At 37.1% G+C, this 17827-nt stretch carries 15 protein-coding genes and 2 tRNA genes; 5 read left to right on the top strand and 12 right to left on the bottom strand.

Annotated elements, in window-relative coordinates:
• The first annotated feature begins 2 nt into the window (after window positions 1-2).
• Window positions 3-1049: a DUF4296 domain-containing protein gene (locus JZY04_RS04135; RefSeq protein WP_122142100.1), complete on the top strand. Its 1047-nt coding sequence runs from the start codon at window positions 3-5 to the stop codon at window positions 1047-1049.
• Between the two features lie 8 nt (window positions 1050-1057).
• On the top strand, window positions 1058-1390 hold the full coding sequence (locus JZY04_RS04130; protein ID WP_122142101.1) for a hypothetical protein: 333 nt from the start codon (window positions 1058-1060) through the stop codon (window positions 1388-1390).
• On the opposite strand, the gene JZY04_RS04125 is transcribed toward JZY04_RS04130, so the two are convergent.
• Window positions 1344-2105, bottom strand: coding sequence for an RNA methyltransferase (locus JZY04_RS04125; RefSeq protein WP_005777744.1), 762 nt, complete (start codon window positions 2103-2105; stop codon window positions 1344-1346). The two genes, JZY04_RS04130 and JZY04_RS04125, sit on opposite strands and share 47 nt — an antisense overlap.
• A 306-nt stretch (window positions 2106-2411) precedes the next feature.
• Here JZY04_RS04125 and JZY04_RS04120 point away from each other — a divergent pair, with 306 nt between their 5' ends.
• Window positions 2412-2930, top strand: a complete 519-nt coding sequence (locus JZY04_RS04120; RefSeq protein ID WP_122142102.1) for an energy transducer TonB — start codon at window positions 2412-2414, stop codon at window positions 2928-2930.
• A 120-nt stretch (window positions 2931-3050) separates the two neighbouring features.
• A complete protein-coding gene (locus JZY04_RS04115; protein ID WP_122142103.1) occupies window positions 3051-5363 on the top strand; it encodes a BamA/TamA family outer membrane protein in 2313 nt (770 codons plus the stop codon).
• Between the two features lie 81 nt (window positions 5364-5444).
• On the opposite strand, the gene JZY04_RS04110 is transcribed toward JZY04_RS04115, so the two are convergent.
• The 4 genes from JZY04_RS04110 to JZY04_RS04095 all read right to left on the bottom strand — a co-directional run bounded on the left by JZY04_RS04110 (window position 5445) and on the right by JZY04_RS04095 (window position 8485).
• Complete coding sequence (locus JZY04_RS04110) at window positions 5445-5999, bottom strand: DUF3332 domain-containing protein (protein WP_005806068.1); 555 nt, start codon at window positions 5997-5999, stop codon at window positions 5445-5447.
• 121 nt (window positions 6000-6120) lie between these two features.
• Complete coding sequence (locus tag JZY04_RS04105; RefSeq protein WP_005806070.1) at window positions 6121-6558, bottom strand: DoxX family protein; 438 nt, start codon at window positions 6556-6558, stop codon at window positions 6121-6123.
• Between the two features lie 569 nt (window positions 6559-7127).
• Window positions 7128-7655 carry a hypothetical protein gene (locus tag JZY04_RS04100; RefSeq protein WP_005806074.1) on the bottom strand — a complete coding sequence of 176 codons (528 nt, stop codon included), beginning with the start codon at window positions 7653-7655 and terminating at the stop codon, window positions 7128-7130.
• Between the two features lie 757 nt (window positions 7656-8412).
• Window positions 8413-8485 (bottom strand) — tRNA-Lys (locus JZY04_RS04095).
• Window positions 8486-9007: 522 nt separating this feature from the next.
• On the opposite strand from JZY04_RS04095, the gene JZY04_RS04090 reads away from it, so the two are divergent.
• On the top strand, window positions 9008-10150 hold the full coding sequence (locus tag JZY04_RS04090) for an OprO/OprP family phosphate-selective porin (RefSeq protein WP_005777760.1): 1143 nt from the start codon (window positions 9008-9010) through the stop codon (window positions 10148-10150).
• 122 nt (window positions 10151-10272) lie between these two features.
• Here JZY04_RS04090 and JZY04_RS04085 read toward each other — a convergent pair whose 3' ends face one another.
• The 7 genes from JZY04_RS04085 to JZY04_RS04055 form a co-directional block, all read right to left on the bottom strand.
• Complete coding sequence (locus JZY04_RS04085; RefSeq protein ID WP_032530007.1) at window positions 10273-11484, bottom strand: MFS transporter; 1212 nt, start codon at window positions 11482-11484, stop codon at window positions 10273-10275.
• 293 nt (window positions 11485-11777) lie between these two features.
• Window positions 11778-11850: transfer RNA gene (locus JZY04_RS04080), tRNA-Lys, on the bottom strand.
• An 88-nt stretch (window positions 11851-11938) separates the two neighbouring features.
• Complete coding sequence (locus tag JZY04_RS04075) at window positions 11939-12742, bottom strand: MBL fold metallo-hydrolase (protein ID WP_005777763.1); 804 nt, start codon at window positions 12740-12742, stop codon at window positions 11939-11941.
• An 81-nt stretch (window positions 12743-12823) separates the two neighbouring features.
• Window positions 12824-14212 (bottom strand): MFS transporter, encoded by a 1389-nt coding sequence (locus tag JZY04_RS04070; protein ID WP_005820255.1) that lies wholly within the window; start codon window positions 14210-14212, stop codon window positions 12824-12826.
• Window positions 14213-14356: 144 nt separating this feature from the next.
• Complete coding sequence (gene uxaC / locus JZY04_RS04065) at window positions 14357-15763, bottom strand: glucuronate isomerase (protein WP_122142104.1); 1407 nt, start codon at window positions 15761-15763, stop codon at window positions 14357-14359.
• A gap of 363 nt (window positions 15764-16126) precedes the next feature.
• A complete protein-coding gene (locus JZY04_RS04060) occupies window positions 16127-16663 on the bottom strand; it encodes an FHA domain-containing protein (protein ID WP_005777770.1) in 537 nt (178 codons plus the stop codon).
• Between the two features lie 11 nt (window positions 16664-16674).
• Complete coding sequence (locus tag JZY04_RS04055) at window positions 16675-17736, bottom strand: SPOR domain-containing protein (protein ID WP_005777772.1); 1062 nt, start codon at window positions 17734-17736, stop codon at window positions 16675-16677.
• Window positions 17737-17827 lie beyond the last annotated feature (91 nt).

Genomic DNA, 17827 nt, shown 5'->3' with positions numbered 1-17827 from the left:
TAATGAAAAAGTATTTCCGGTTTCAATTATGTTGTATCTGTCTTTTGGTACTGATTACATCTGCTTGTAAGGTGAAAAGACCTGATAGCATTATATCAGAATCACAGATGGAAAATCTGCTATACGATTACCACATTGCCAAAGCGATGGGTGAGAACATGCCTGGTGGCGAGAATTACAAAAAAGCACTGTATGTAGAAGCTGTATTTAAGAAATATGGTACAACAGAAGAAGTTTTTGACTCGTCTATGGTATGGTATACACGCAACACAAAAATACTATCGGAAATCTATGAAAAGGTAAATAAAAGGCTGAAAGCCCAACAGGATGCCATCAACCACTTAATAGCATTGCGTGATAATAAGCCTAAGATGTCTGCTCCAGGCGACAGTATTGATGTCTGGGCATGGCAGCGGGTTGCCCAGTTAACGGGATCTCCATTGAATAATAGGTTCACGTTCACATTACCTTCTGATACAAATTTCAAGAAACGTGATGTATTGCTCTGGAAAATACAATATAACTTCCTGGATGGAATGCCGGACTCAACAATGGCTCCGGTAATGGCGATGCAGATTGTTTATAAGAACGACAGTGTGACCAATAGTTGCACGAAACATATATTTGAATCAGGAATTCAGGACATTCGTCTTCAATCAGATACGATGACTATCAAGGAAATAAAAGGATTCATTTTTTATCCGCAATCCCAAAAGTCAACAACACTTTTGGTTAGTGACATTTCGTTGACCCGTTATCATGTAAATGACTCATTAACACAAATGGGAAAAGACTCCTTAAATGCCGATTCAATAACAGAAAAAAATAAGGTAGATTCTATCCGGAAGAAAGCTCCCCAAGATACTATTCAAACGACGCTGGTACATCAACGGACTAATCCAAAGGATTTGAACCGCCCCAATAACGATGTCCGTCCCGTTAAACCGGAACAACGAGAGAAAGAGCAACAAATAGAAAAAGAAAAACAGCAATTAGAAAGACAGCAACGAACTAATCCAAGGAGACCATTGCGTCGTCAGAATAATTAGAAAATAAGATGAAACGTTTTGCTGCACATTATATATTTATTCCGGAAAGTGGATTTTTAAAACTGCATGCCATAGAAATGGAGGGAGAGTATGTCTATCGTATTTTTCCCTGTAGTGAAGAATTTGAATCTGTAGAATGGTTTCCCGGTGTCATTTTATTGATTCCGCAAGAAAAGATGGACATAAATAATACTTTGTTCAACTTAACCAATACCGATGAGCAAAGTATTACTATTCCGGAAATTACCTTATGTATGAAATGGCAGGCTTATTTGTTATTTCCTTTTGATTTTGCTACAATGCGGCCTGTCGCCGAAACTCAGCGCAGACAATTGCGGTAGCAATGGCTACATTCAATGATTCTGAGGTCTCGCGCTCCTGAGGATAATTTGGAATGTATAACTTACGGTTTACCAGCTTTTCCACTTCGGCTCCAATACCATTTCCTTCATTCCCCATTACTATTATTCCATTCTTAGACAAAGGCTGCTCATACATATTCTTTCCATCCAGAAAGGTACCATATACCGGTACATTTCCCAGTACATGAATCAACTCTGGCAATGCGATATAATGTACTTTTACTCTGGCAATGCCTCCCATGGTAGCTTGTATGGCTTTAGGATTAAAAACATCAACAGTATTGGGCGAACAGAAAATGTGTTCAATACCAAACCAGTCTGCAAGACGAATGATTGTCCCAAGATTACCGGGGTCTTGAATATCATCCAAAGCTAAACATAAAGAGTTACGAATAACTTCTGTATCGATCTCGTACTTCGGTTGTTCAAACAATGCCAGTACTTGTTGAGGGCTCTTCAACAAACTGGCACGAGATAAATCCTCAGGACCGACTTCAATTACCTCCACAGCCTTAACTGCAGAATGTTCTCTAAGCCATTCCGAAGTGGCCGCCAAAAACTTGCAAGGGAAATGTCCCAGTAAATCACCTACCAATTTGGGACCTTCTGCCAGAAAGACTCTTTCTTCTTTCCTATTTTTTTTTAATTCCAGCGATCGGATATATTTAACTCTATTTTTACTTAATGTTCCCATCTAACTCTAATTTTACGGCAAAGCTATAAAGATATTCCCAATTAACTATTATATTTCTAATCCTTTTTATGTCTTTATTTTCTTACCATTAACAAACTTTATATTGATAAATATAAACTATCTACTTAAATTTAGTAGATTTGTAATACATCATTATATTGATATCCAGAACGAAGAAGGTATGCCCAGACATATAAAATACAATAAAGAAAGAAGAACAGTATCTTCTCTTAAAAATAAATAAGCTCTGATTTGCAGCAAATCCAGATATTAATCCTAATGTATAACCTTTAAAAACGAATTAAAATGTTGAACGAAAAAAGAACTCAAAAAATTATGAAGAGCAAATTTCTGATATTTCTGCCGGTAGTAGCCATGTTGCTATTGTTTAGCAATTGCGGGAATAAAACAAGTAACGAGCAGGCTGTTACCGAAGTGAAAGACTCTGTAAGTGCCACACAATCCCTTAAAGAAGAAGCTGTACCGGACTCTGTAGCTATACTAAAAGACGTAGTGTATGATGTCGTTGATAGTGCTCCTACATTTCCGGATGGAATGAAGGCATGCTTACAGTTTATTGCAAAGAGCATCAAATATCCGGCCCAAGCCATTGAAAACAAGGAAGAAGGTCAGGTAGTAGTTCAGTTTGTTGTTTCTAAGAATGGTAAACTGCTTAACCCGATTGTTGTAAAAAGCATATCTCCGCTACTTGATGCGGAAGCTATCAGAGTGGTAAACTCAATGCCTGATTGGATTCCTGGAAAGCACAAAGGCGAAAATGTAAACTCACGATTTACACTTCCGGTCAGATTTAGGCTTAAATGATGTAATCATCTATAAAAATGCCGGAAGAGTAGAAATGCTCTTCCGGCATTTTTATTTCCCAAAACAAAAAATATGGTTTATATTTGTAACCTATTTGGCGTAATCTATTAAAAACCGTATATGAAGAAAGGGGTTCTTTACACGATTCTTCTTTATTTTGTTTTGTCACTGGCTTCGTGTTCTGCCACTAAGTTTGTGCCGGAGGGTTCTTATTTGTTGGATGAAGTAAAAATACATACTGATAATAAAGACATAAAACCGTCGGACATGCGACTTTATGTGCGACAGAATCCTAACTCGAAATGGTTCAGTGCAGTCAAGACTCAACTGTATGTGTATAATTGGTCCGGAAGGGATTCTACGAAATGGCTCAATAAATTCTTGCGCAAGATAGGAGATGCTCCGGTTATCTATAATGAAGCCGATGCTATCCGTTCGCAAGAAGAAATTGCAAAAGCAGTGCAGAATCTCGGCTATATGGGAGCTACCGTAAAAAGAACCATAAAAACTAAAAAGAAAAAGCTAAAACTGTTTTATGAAATCAATTCAGGCAAACCTTATACTGTACGCACACTGAAGTATGATATTTCTGATAAGAAAATAGCCGAATATCTTCAAAATGATTCTACCAAATCAACGTTGAAAGAAGGAATGCTTTTCGATGTAAACACACTTGATGCGGAACGGCAACGTATTACAGACTACTTATTGTGTAACGGTTATTATAAATTTAATAAGGATTATATTACTTATACGGCAGATACTGCCCGCAATACTTATCAAGTAGATTTGACTTTACATCTGTTGCCCTATAAAGCTTATGTTGGTGATGTTCCTAAAGAACATCCTCAGTACAAGATCAACAAAATCAATTTTATTACTGATTATGATGTCTTGCAATCATCAGCTCTGAGCAGTATTGAAATTAATGACTCTTTGCATTATAACGGATTTCCGATCTATTATAAAGACCAACTGTATTTACGTCCTAAAGTGCTCGTAGATAACTTAAGATTCACCTTCGGAGATTTATATGATGAACGTAACGTACAAAAGACCTATACTTATTTTGGGAGACTTTCAGCTCTCAAGTATACTAACATTCGTTTTTTTGAGACACAAAATGACGATAGTACCAGACTGAATTGCTATGTAATGCTAACCAAAAGCAAGCATAAATCCATTTCTTTTGAGTTGGAAGGTACTAATTCGGCAGGTGATTTGGGAGCTGCCGCGTCCGTTTCTTTTCAACATAGAAATTTATTTCGCGGCTCAGAAACTTTCATGGTAAAATTCCGAGGAGCTTATGAGGCCATATCCGGATTACAGCCGGGATATAAAAACCATAATTATACTGAATACGGAGTTGAAACAAGCATCAATTTCCCCAGTTTCTTATTTCCCTTTCTTACTTCTGACTTTAAACGGCGAATAAGAGCAACGACAGAGTTCGGACTACAATACAATTATCAATTACGCCCCGAGTTCTCCCGTACCATTGCTTCGGCTTCATGGAGCTACAAATGGATGCAAAAGCAAAAGATTCAGCATCGCATCGATTTATTGGATATCAGTTACCTCTACCTTCCCTGGATTTCTCCTCAATTCCAGGAAGACTATATTGATAAGGACAAAGACAACTACATCCTCAGATATAATTATGAAAATCGTCTTATTGTACGTATGGGATATACTTATAACTATAATAGTGCAGGAGGAACCCTTGTCAATAATACGATAACTTCTAATTCTTATTCCATACGGGCAGGCTTCGAATCTGCAGGCAACATTCTTTACGGAGTCTCTAAAATGATTAATATGAGAAAGAATAAAGATGGGGAATATGCTATTTTAGGGATACCTTATGCACAATATTTGAAAGGCGACTTTGATTTTGCCAAGAATATTATAATCGATCATCGCAATTCCCTTGCGTTTCATGCGGGGATAGGAGTTGCCGTACCTTATGGAAATGCCAAGGTAGTTCCTTTTGAGAAACGTTATTTCTCAGGAGGAGCCAACAGCGTAAGAGGATGGTCTGTACGTAATTTAGGACCGGGCTCTTTTGCCGGCGATGGAAATTTCATGAATCAGTCCGGAGATATCAAATTGGATGCAAGCATCGAATACCGGACCCGTCTGTTTTGGAAGTTCCGCGGAGCGGCATTTATCGATGCAGGTAACATATGGACTATCCGTGAATATGAAAACCAGCCGGGAGGAGCTTTTGAATTCGACAAGTTCTATAAGCAAATCGCAGTGGCTTATGGATTAGGGCTCAGACTGGACCTTGACTTTTTTGTACTTCGTTTTGACGGAGGTATGAAAGCTGTAAATCCTAAATATGAGAAAACAAAAGAACGTTATCCTATTATTCATCCTAAATTTAGCCGTGATTTCGCATTTCATTTTGCTGTAGGCTATCCATTCTGATTCTATTAAGGATAGAGATAAAAAAAGATGAAACTGACTCTCAGAGCGGTTTCATCTTTATATTTATAGTTATTTCGATAATCAGCGTGCTGCAAAAAGCAGTCCGCCCATTGTAGCCTGACGTGCAGCCATCATACCTTGTGCATCAAGAGTCACGTTCATCTTTTCTCCATTCGGTAAATTCATTTCAGCAGTACCGTCATTGTTCATTTTCAACAATTCCGTGCTTACTCCGTCAGCAACAACATTCCAAGTGTTTGCTTCTTTGTTATAAATCAACTCCATAGCTGAATCTTCACCTTCTTTAGTGATGGAATAACCATTCTCAAGGGTCTTTACCAGATAATCTCCGTTCTCACCCTTTACTTTCTTCACATCACCTACATTAGCCATAGGATTGGTGCCACTCCAGAATTCGATTGAGTTAATCACCAATGCATCTGCCAGATAAGCGACACCATATACCGGAACGATATTTAAAGCAAGGAAAACAAGTTCATTTACAAATTTTGTACCAATGGACTGATTCCATGACGAAATGCGATTGAACAATCCGAATGATCCTACACATGAACTAAACAGGATAGTACCACTGAGAAAAATGGCAGCAACCAAAGTTAATCTGTTCTTTTTCATACTAATTTTTTTATTTGTTATTAGGTTAATATTATGGATCATTTATATAAAAACGATCCTGTTATAATCTGCAAATATACTCTTTTTAGCTAAAGAGAACAAATTTAGGTTACTTTTCTGCTTACATTTTCCTTTTGTTTCGGAGTTGCCGGCCTATCATATAATCGACAGAATATTTCCCCGGTCCGCTTATATACATCAAAATAAAAACAATCAAATATACTAATGCCAATTCTTTCATTGCAAATGCATCATTTGCATGAATAACAAAGAATGCAATACCCATAGTAAAGATCATTGGAATCATGGCTAACCTGTAAAGAAAACCTATAATAAAGGCCATCGAACATACTAACTCTGCAAAAATGGCCAACCCCAAGGAGAGGGGAGAACCTAATCCCAACGGATCAGGAAAGGATGTGGAAAGTTCCTGAAAATTACTCCATTTTTGTATGCCATGATTCATTAACAATAATCCAAACGAGATTCTTAGAATCAGCAGGAATGCGGATGCTCCCATACTGTCTGGTTTAAGAGGAAATAAAAATTTGTAAATCATAAGTTTATATTTTTAGATTTTATAATATAAACAACTATCCGTTTTGTATTGTTTACTTGATACAGATCAAATAATAGCCAGATCCCCCCAAAAAGCAATATCAAAATACAACTCATGAATTATCATTTTTGTTATATCGGCGAATGACAACTAAAATGAAAGGAATGTGATCATGAAAAAAATAGGGAAGTTTCTGAGAAGCTGTCTGGAGGAGATTGGCAGAAATATTCTTAAAGAATACGGCTACTCTGATGACAAATAAATCTCTTACTGATGTTATTATTGGAGAAATGTATCGTATTCTCAGGAACAATGCATTTATTTTCATCCGAATATGCAAAAAAAATGTAATACGAACATCTTTTCAAAATCCAACCTGTTATATAGTCAATAAAATAAAGGGATTATGGAATATATAATTATTTATATAGCTTTTTTGCTTATCACGTGGGCATTTATAATGAAAAGTATACATGATGCACCGGAAATGGAGGATACAGAGAGTAATCCTCTATAGAAATAAAGGAGGATTGATACTCTGAATAGTATAAAATCCTCCTTTATTATTCTTATTTATTATTATTTTCCGAAGAAGGAGCAATGTAATCTTCTTTAATGAATTCGTCATACACCTTTTTCGGATGATCAAACGGAGCTACTCCAGTGCGATTTTCATTAAAATTCTCACGTCTGAATTTCTTCAGTTTAAGATTATCCTCAGCATATTCCCGGAGTTTTTTCTTTTCATGCCCATACAATGAACTATCCAAAACTTCCGAATCCAATAAACTCTCTTTAGGAGTTATAGACGGCAATAAGTTTTGTTCTAATAACCCACGATAAGCACCGTTGTATTCACACCACACACAATCTCCCAATATAAACAGCCGATAAGTGTATCTGGACCATGCTGTTTTAATAGTAACCTCACGAGAGTAGATCTCCACAGTTGCCTCCGAATCGAATGCACGATCACGGATTACGACTAATTTCCTACCTGAAATATCTTCCTTAATAAGGGTCGTCCATCTTTCGGAATTTAGAATTTCCCCGATTATTTCAGGTAACTTTTCCTTAATTTCAAATTGTATTCTCATATCATTCGCCTGTGGGCCAGGACTTATTAATTGCCCCCAATTATAATCTATTTCCTAAAGATAGTAAGTTTCAAGGTTAAAAACAAAATAAAATCCATTTTTTTCCAGTCTTTTTGCTATAATTATCTATCTATTTACTATCAAATACATAAAAACGGAGTAATCGGAAATTTTTGTTGGCATTCATCTTTATGTAAAAAGGGACAGTCCGATTGCAGCCCATAAAAATGATTAAAGTACACCTAAGGAAATATAATCAGAACTTAACCACAGGAGCGGTATACATTTCTTTTTATTGGTTGTAAAGACCCAATTATAAAATAACAAATCACTTTACTCTAAAGTGCTGAAACATAGAAAATAAACTTTTCAGACCGATAGTTAAAGTCCATCTTACGGGCTAAGATCTACATCTTAGCTCGCAAGATACACATCTTGACCCGCAAGATCTGTATCTTAGCTGCCAAGATGAACTTGAATTATAGGAAGCAACCATTTTCCCAAGGATCAAAAGATACTCCTCCACCTGAACCTTTAGGTTTCATTATTGATGGACTATCCTTACTTATCAGGAAAAACATCAATACGAAGAAGGTTGTGCGACAAAGGCATCGCTAAGATGCAGAAATATAAAGAGAGGAGCACCAACAAAAATTTCCGATTAATTCAATATCTTGTTGAAGAACAGAAGCTAAATAAAAATAAACACATAAAAAATCCACTACATTTTTATATGCAGTGGATTTATAACGAATTGTACACCCTCAGGGACTCGAACCCTGGACCCATTGATTAAGAGTCAATTGCTCTACCAGCTGAGCTAAGAGTGCATGTTATCAAGCGTTCTTGATTTCGGGTGCAAAGGTAAACCTTTATTTTTAAACTGCAAATGTTTGAAGGAATTTTTTGCGTCTAAAGAATGTCTTTTATTCTGTCTAATGAAACACTTGTATCTTTTTAAGTATTCATTCATAAATAATCATACATGATAAATTGTCTCATTTACAATAATCTATATTAGACCAAGAAGCGTTGAATTAAGATTTAGTAAAGAAAAAACATATTCCGGTCAAAGATTAAGTTTTAAAAAAGTTTTTTTAATCGCACATTAAAGCATTTTATATAGTACGATTTACGTAAACTATTATAATTCAACAGATAAATGTATAATACCTCTTATAATATATAATTTATAAAATTATCTGTATCTATTTAATTAGATTTATATTACAATCTTCTAATGAAGAAAAACATCAATATATCAATAAATTATAAATATTCATTTCATCTATATTTCTTTTAATGTATTTTTGTATCCGAAATAAATAGCAAGGCTAAAAATCTAATAACAAATGAACTTATATCTAAAACACACTTTTTCCTACTTGTTGGGCATATCTTACGCTTTATTATCTTCGGCACAGCCCAACTCGGACAAACTACAATGTAAAGTGACAGGACGAATGCTTCTGGATGGAGGCGTATATCTTAAAAATGATAACCATTTTGGTAATGGAGTGGAATTTGGTGATCTTCGCATAGGCGCAAAAGTTGCTTATCAAAACTGGAATATGAAAGTTGAAATAGGCTATACCGGCAATAAAGCAGCAATCAAGGATGCTTACGCAATGTATACACAAAAAAAGCACACTATACAGGTTGGACAATTTTACGAACCCTTCAGCTTAGAAATGCTGTGTAGTACTTTCGACCTTCGCTTTAATCAATCTCCCGGAGTCGTTCTTGCCTTGACAAACAGCCGGCGAATGGGAGTCGCATATAGCTATAGAAGTAAACGTTACTATTTGTCGGGAGGGGCATTTACCGACAATGATGTCAATAATCTGAAAAATGTTTCACAAGGCTATGCGTTGGATGGCAGGATAGTATATCGACCGGTATTTGAAAATGAGAAGCTTATCCATATAGGGTTTGCAACAACTTATCGTACTCCTGACGGTTCATTGAATGAAGAAGACAAAAACGTATTTTCTTATAAATCTCCTGGAGTGAGCACGATTGACAACCGAAACATTGTTGCAGCCACTGTCGACCATGCGACACATCAGATAAAGTTTGGCACCGAATTATTGGTTTATTATCACCGTTTTTGTCTGCAAAGTGAATATATACGTACACATGTGAAGCGTGATAATGCATTTAAAAATTATGTAGCACAAGGTGGTTATCTTCAATGCTCTTGGCTTTTAGCCGGTCAGACTTATTTATATGACGAATCAGTCGCATGTCCCGGCCGGCCGAAAGGAAAAAGCCTGGAGCTCTGTTCCCGATTTAATTATCTAACACTTAATGACGGAAAAGCTGCTATCTGGGGAGGAGAGCAAAAAGATATCTCCGTTGGACTTAATTATTACATTAATAAATATATCGGAGTAAAATTAAACTATAGCTATATGATGCCCGGGGCTAATATAAAAGAGATAAGCAACCAAAACTTCAGCGTAGTTCAGGGAAGATTCCAATTCATTTTCTAATCAATAGTCTTTAATATATTCAGGTTATACTATATTTCATAAAATGCTCACTGTTTATCTCTTCACAACCCAAGAGATAAACAGTGAGCATCAATGGATGACTTATAATAAATAAATTCGTTCTACCTGCCTTTTCTTTCCAAATCCCTAACAGCTGGAATACACATCATCAAAACGGCGGTAAGCACAATTGCTATTCCGCAATAAATGAAAATATTGGCTATCCCCAGATTATCAGCAACAAATCCCGTAATAAACAACCCTATAATAGAGGGGAGTAAGCTCACGCTATCAAAAAGTGAAAATACCCGTCCTAAATATGCCGGTTCAAATTGAGTTTGAAGCAATGAAGTAAAAGGTCCGGAAAAGAACGGAACAACTATGCCCTGTGCTACTGTTAGTATGGCAAAATAGATAAAGCCTTCAGCCGGAAGCACTCCACAGAATGCCAACGCCAGACCGAGTAAAAAGTAAGAGGTGGCAATCAGCAGAATTTTCCGTATCTTAGGATTCCAAACACCCAGCAATGCACCACCGGCCAGCATGCCTGCACCGAAAAGGGCCTCTATCAAACTCACCTGATATGCCGTTCCCGAGAAATTCTTCAAGGTCATCAATGGCATCAAAGCTACCATAGGCATAACAAAAAATGTAACAAGAACTTCAGTTACCATAACCCAACTGACTCCTTTGTTGCGCATGATGACATTAAACCCATCTCGCATATCATAAAGCACATTCTTAGCAGAAGCATTTTCTTTTTTAGGATTAGGAATATACACAAAAAGTAAAGCTGTACAAGCTATTATGGCTCCAAATACATCCAAAAGCATAACAAGGCTCATATCGAAGGCAAGCAGTAATATAGCCCCGAGAGCCGGTCCACCGATGTTACATACTGACTGAATCGCCTGGTTGATACCCGCAATGCGCATAAGCTCTTTCTCGGGTGCCAGCAATGGCACAGACGATTTCATGGCAGGCGTATGAAATGCACCACCAACAGAGCGCAACATAAGCAAAAAATATATATGCCATAGCTCAACTGTATCAAGATAAAACAACAATGCAATTATACCGGAACAAAGGGCGACGAAGCTATCTGCTCCAATCATAGTCCACTTACGATTCCAACGATCGACAAATACACCGGCAAAAGGACCTAATACCGCCTGTGGCAATAGGGCAGCAATTGTTGCAAATGACAATACTTCTGCAGAACCAGTTTTAAGACTAATCCACAAAACAATAGAGAACTGGGCAATAGAACTACTTAGTATAGAGAATAGCTGCCCGGTCCATATAATAATAAACTTTTTCTTCCAATTATTCATATTAAAGTTGAAATAAGATAAAGAATGAGATCATTCCTCTGTTGCATTTATACAGGAGGAAAGAAGAATGAGATATACCATTACGAGAAAAGGCATATCAAAATAAGGTGAAACCGTAGCTAAGCCAGTTCCAAATAATCGACAAGTATGTCAAACAGATAAGTTGTTTTCATCAATTTTATTCTTTGCGGCGACAAAGATAAGATAATATTTCAAAATGTCACAAAAACAAAAAGGAGATTATTTATAATCTCCTTNAAAACAAAAAGGAGATTATTTATAATCTCCTTTTGTACACCCTCAGGGACTCGAACCCTGGACCCATTGATTAAGAGTCAATTGCTCTACCAGCTGAGCTAAGAGTGCTTGTTTCTCGTTTGCGGTTGCAAAAGTAGGGCTTTTATTTCATATTGCAAAACAAATAGGAAACTTTTTTATTCTTTTTTTCTCACACTTACTCAAATTCATAGAGCTCTGATGGCGTATTTCTCTTTAAAGCAAGCAGTTGCACATCCTTCCCAACAATGACGCCTTTATTCTTTAATTTCCATTCAACCGTTTTATAAGCCAGTTCCGGATGATTATTATCTTTGCTCAGATGACAAAGCCAGATATAACGAAGATGTTCCGTGATATTCTCAGCAAGAAAATCGGCAGTATCTACATTACTCATATGGCCTGTACTACTTGAAATACGTTCTTTCAGATATGTAGGATAAGGTCCCATACGAAGCATTTCTTCATCATAATTAGCTTCAAGAATCAAATAATGGGCTTTACAGATATATCGGGCAGCAGTCGGAGTAATCTCTCCCAAGTCTGTTAGAAAAGAAAAGACTTTACCATCAACTTCTATACAATAACCCACATTGTCTGTTCCGTCATGTGGAACTTCAAAAGACTCAATGCGGAAGTCTTCCAATTGCATAGGCTCTTCTTTCTCCAGATAGCGTACAGAAGCATGCAATTTTTCTGTCATACAATAACTTTTATTAATCCCCGCATGTATACGTGCTGTGGTATATACCGGAATATTCAACTTCTCACCTAAATGCCCCACAGCTTTGATATGATCAGCATGATCATGCGTTATAAACACTGCGCGTATCGAATCCATCGTCACATTTATATCTCTCAACGTTTTTTTTATGGTACGAATTCCGATACCTGCATCAATGAGTATGCCGTATTTTTCGGTACCCAGATAATAACAGTTTCCGCTACTGCCACTTGCCAGGCTTATAAATCTAATCTTCATTATTATTCTCTTCTTTTAAATGCAAATTGCCGTCAACTTTTATGGCAAAGTGACGGCAAATATACATAAAAAAGGAAACAATCAGGTGTTAGCTTTCTTCTTTTTATCGATGAAATCGGTGATTTTTGCAAAAATAAGCAATGCAATTGCTGCAATCAAACCGATTGCTGCAAAGTAATACCAGATGTAATGAGCATTTACACTGGCGGCTTCCCAAGCTTCTCTGGATTCAAACAGGGCAGGATCCGGACAATACTTGGTCAGCAGCACCCCTGCGAGCCCAAAGCCAAAAATAGAAGACAAAAAAGAGTGAAGATGGCTAAAACCTAAGTACATGCCTTCTTCACCTTTAGGAGCTTGTAAAGAGAAATATTCCAGATAACGCGGAGAAATAAAGCATTCTGCCAAGCCTTGTACCACGATGCCGGCAATCATCATCAACGTAATATTACTCATTCCCGAGATAACTTCATTGCCCAAGAGATTACCACATGCCATCAACAGCGCTGATATCGGAATCAGAAACATACCAATATTCATCGAAGTGATAGCACTTCGTCTGGCCATCCAGCGAGTCACAAAGCTCACACAACAAACAACGACAAAAGGATTTACATTGGCAATCCACCCCGGTTTTGCAGTTTCACCAGCCATGCGAATAACATACTTAGGCATTGTAGCATAAAGCTGATGTTGTACCATCCAGAATCCCGTAATAATAAGGATTAAGATCAGCAAACGCCAATTAGTGACAATACGCAAGAAACCTTGTCCGATCTCACGCATACTCTTTCCTTCTCCTACGGTATGAGTCGATTTATACAAAAAGAAAACAGCCAACAAAGCGATGAGAGTCATGACTCCTGAGAAATAGTTAATATAGATATAAGCTTGGTCACCAATAACATTCCGTAGAGGATCGATAACCGTTTTACCGGTAAAGGCACCGATATTAACCATCATATAAAAAATAGAATATCCGCGTGCTCGAGTCGCTTCAGTTGTTTCCTTGGCAACAGAAGCTGAAATAACCGATTTAATAAATGCGCCGCCTATCATAATTATAAATAGAACCGGAACTATCAACCAACGGGAGGCACTATCCGTCAGTCCATCGAAATGAGTGTTTTCTCCATAAGTCACTAATCCGGCGCTTTCAAGTAACGTGGGTAATACTCCCAGGCCCAAGTATCCGGCTGTCAATAATGAAAAAGCAACAAGCATTGATTTGCGAAAACCGATTTTATCGGCATACGCTCCGGTAAAAATAGGAAGCAAGTATAATCCACCGGAAAAAAGGCCGGAAATCATACTTGCTTCAAAATCATTAAAACCTAAAATTGTAGATAGATAAATAGTGAGAACGATAAACACGGCATAGTAAGCCATGCGTTCAAACAGTTCGACTGTGTTGCTGACATAAAAGGCTCTTGTGAAACCTTTAGCAGCAGGCTGAGGGGAATTGTTCATTTATGTTTTTCTTTTTTTAATTGATAATCGAACGCAAAGATAAGATTTTTTGCCAATCCGACCAGCCACTCATGAAATAAAAGCCGGAAAAAGGCTTGGAAAACCAGTTTCCGACTTAATTATAACAGTTAAATAAACAGGTAATTAAAACTGAAAAAAGTTTTTAGCATTAAAATAGCTGATATCTTTAACCATCTGACAGACACGGTCCATCTCAGATGCCGGTATTTCACCGTTTTCCACATCACGCCCCAATAGATTACACAATGTACGGCGGAAGTACTCATGACGAGGGTAGGAGAGGAAAGAACGAGAATCCGTCAGCATTCCTACAAAGCGACTCAACAATCCAAGTAAAGAAAGGGCGTTCAATTGTTTTTCCATTCCATCCTTCTGATCAAGAAACCACCACCCCGATCCAAACTGAATTTTTCCGGGGATACTGCCATCCTGAAAATTACCTATCATAGTAGCAATCATTTCATTTGCACAAGGATTCAGATTATATAGAATTGTTTTGGCCAGTCTACCTTTTGAATTCAGACGGTCCAGAAATTTACTCATTGCTTTAGCGGTCATAAACTCACCAATGGAATCAAACCCAGTATCAGGTCCCAGCAATTTAAACATCCGACTGTTGTTATTGCGAATTGCACCATAGTGAAATTGTTGTGTCCATCCCTTCTCCCAATCCATTTCACCCAGTATAATCAACATAGCCGATTTAAATTTCAGAACCTCCTCTTTTGTTAGTTCAGATCCACCATAAATTTTATTGAAAATAGCTTTAATCTCGCCATCCGTATACTCTTCAGCATAAAATTCTTCGATTCCATGATCAGACAGCTTACATCCCTGATCGGCAAAGTAATCGTGGCGTTTACGCAAGGCTGTTATCATATCGTCAAAATCAGAAATATCGACCTCACTTATTTCCGATAGTTTTTCAACATAAGCACGAAAGTCTGATGGTATTTCTACAGCCATCACTTTATCCGGCCGCCAAGTGGGTAACATCTTTATTTCAAATCCACTTTCACGTGTTTTAATGTGATACTCCAATGAATCGATAGGATCATCGGTCGTACAAACGACTTCCACATGATAGCGACGCATCATTCCACGGGCAGAATATTCTGGAGAAGCCAGTTTATCGTTACATTCATCATAAATTTCACGTGCTGTTTTGGGGTTCAATATTTTATCAATACCAAATGCTGTTTTCAATTCCAGATGAGTCCAGTGATATAAAGGATTACGTAAGGTATATGGAACTGTTTCCGCCCATTTCTCAAATTTTTCCCAATCTGATGTGTCTTTTCCTGTACAAAAACGCTCCTCCACACCATTTGAGCGCATGGCACGCCATTTATAATGATCACCACCGAGCCAGATTTCGGTTATAGATTTAAACTGGTAATCGTCCGCTACCATCTGGGGAACTAAATGACAGTGATAATCAATAATCGGCATCTTAGATGCATGTTCGTGATATAATTCCTGAGCCGTTTCTGTTTGCAGCAGGAAGTTCTTACCCATAAATTTTTTCATTTCTTTGTGTTTTTATTGTACAGAATAGTTATTTGTATTAAAGCCAAGGTATATTGTTGATTATAAATACAATATATTCTATTTATATTTCGATTTTATTTATCGTTATCGAACACAAAATTAAAAAAATTACTTAGAGATGCAAAGACAAACCAGATATTTATGAATTTAAACTTTAAAATAATATGGGAAAAACACTCTTTTAAAGGGAGGGGTAAGATATTAACTTCATAAAGGATAGAAAGTTAATATCTTGTTTGCAAGAAGTTAACTTCCTGCCTTTACGATATTAACTTCCTAAAAATACTGTTTTTCAGATTATTAGCATGAAAAGTATATCACTGTTCATACTCTATTGAGAATTCAGATTTCCTCTCTTTTTCTTGCGGAACGGAGAATAATAGTAGTAGCTCCAATAGTAATGATAGCTCCGTCTTCAATACGAATACGGTCTTTATCACCCAAAATTTCGTTCATAAGAAAAGTACCTGTCAGACTCGGGGCATCACGTAAAGTATAAACTAATTCCCCCTGCTTGTTACGTTTTACATTGATAATGCAGTGACGTCTGTCCATACTCATATCGCCGGTTTCAATCGGAGTATTGATATTTGTACCGATACATCGACGCCCAATGATGTTATCACCTTCCTGCAGGGGTAGAACTTGTTTGAAACCAAATACGTTCTCAATCACGACGATACAGCCATATTCTTCTTTATATACCTCCTCGTCCAATTTCTCTTCCTTACGGGAAGCTTTTATTTTGCTCTTTCCCAGTCGGATACTAAACTGTTTACCACAATGTTCACATACAAAAACCAATGATTGGCCTTCGCTATATTTGGTTTCATCAAAAGAAAGGTAATTTTCACACTTAGGGCAAAGAATTCTTTTCATTATAAAAATATTTATTTAGCCAGCATCCAGGCATTCTTATAAGCCTCGTTCTCTCTTAATTTCAACAATTGACGGTTAGCGTCTTCACGATTGGCACATGACATTATGCTAACACGAATTTTGCCGTCACCTGTCAATACACTGGCACCTGCATAACCTTTAGTTTTCAATTCGGCAGCCATTAACTCAGCATCCTTGGTATTAGCTACACTGGCTATGATTATATGATATGGAAAAGAAGCTTCTGTAACCTTTGCATCAGCTGTTTTCATTGGCTTTTCCGGATGGGCAACTTTTACTTCTTTTACTGCAACCGGTTTTGTTACAGACGCTTTATAGACAGTCGTCGTTTTCTTCTTTGTAGTTACCGGTTTAGCTTGTGGAGTAGCAACGTTTGCTTTCAGCATAACCGGAGTCATTGCTACCGATTGTTTTTCTATCTTCTCAAACAGATCAGTAGGAAGCAATCGAGCATAATTACCCTTTTCTACATATGTATTTTGGACAGGAGTAGACATTAGAAAAAACAATGCAACCGCAGCAATCATTGCTACTGCATTTCTTAAAAATGCCCAGTTTACGCTGATTTCACGATTTTTCTTTTCTTTAGGAATGAGCGGAAGAATTTTCTCTCTTTCCGGACGTCGTAAAGACGTTAACTCTTTTATCTCAAACGAATCGAGTCCGTAAAGATAAGGAGTAGTAATTTTATTGTCGTATGGAATAAACTCGTAAGTGTTATGAATAGTATAACGGATTTCTCCAATATTAGGTAAATCAGTTTTTCCTTCTTCATGGAGAACGGCAATAAGCTCTGCCACTTCTCTTTCCACCATTTTTGTGGCATCCGAGAAATTGGTATCATACACAGCCATATATGATTGCACTAATACTCCGTCATTCAACCTCAATTGGGGATTGAAACCGATAACACGGGTAGGAGGGAGAAATATATTTTCTTCAGCCACTCTCATAGCAGGAGCGTAGTGAGCGATAAATCCACCAAATCCGGGAACAATTACACAATCATTCTCCAATAATAATACTTCAATATGCTGTGCCAATTCAATCATGTGTGCAAAATTAACAGATTAATTCAAGATATGCCATAAAACTGCACATTTTATTATTAACAAATGCTAAACTCAACCTTCCTTTCTTATC

Origin of the sequence: Bacteroides sp. 11BF, assembly GCF_019633765.1 — a bacterium.
In the GTDB taxonomy this organism is placed as follows: domain Bacteria; phylum Bacteroidota; class Bacteroidia; order Bacteroidales; family Bacteroidaceae; genus Bacteroides; species Bacteroides hominis.
The sequence above is the reverse complement of the archived record's forward strand: the minus strand, read 5'-3'. Positions and strand labels throughout refer to the sequence as shown.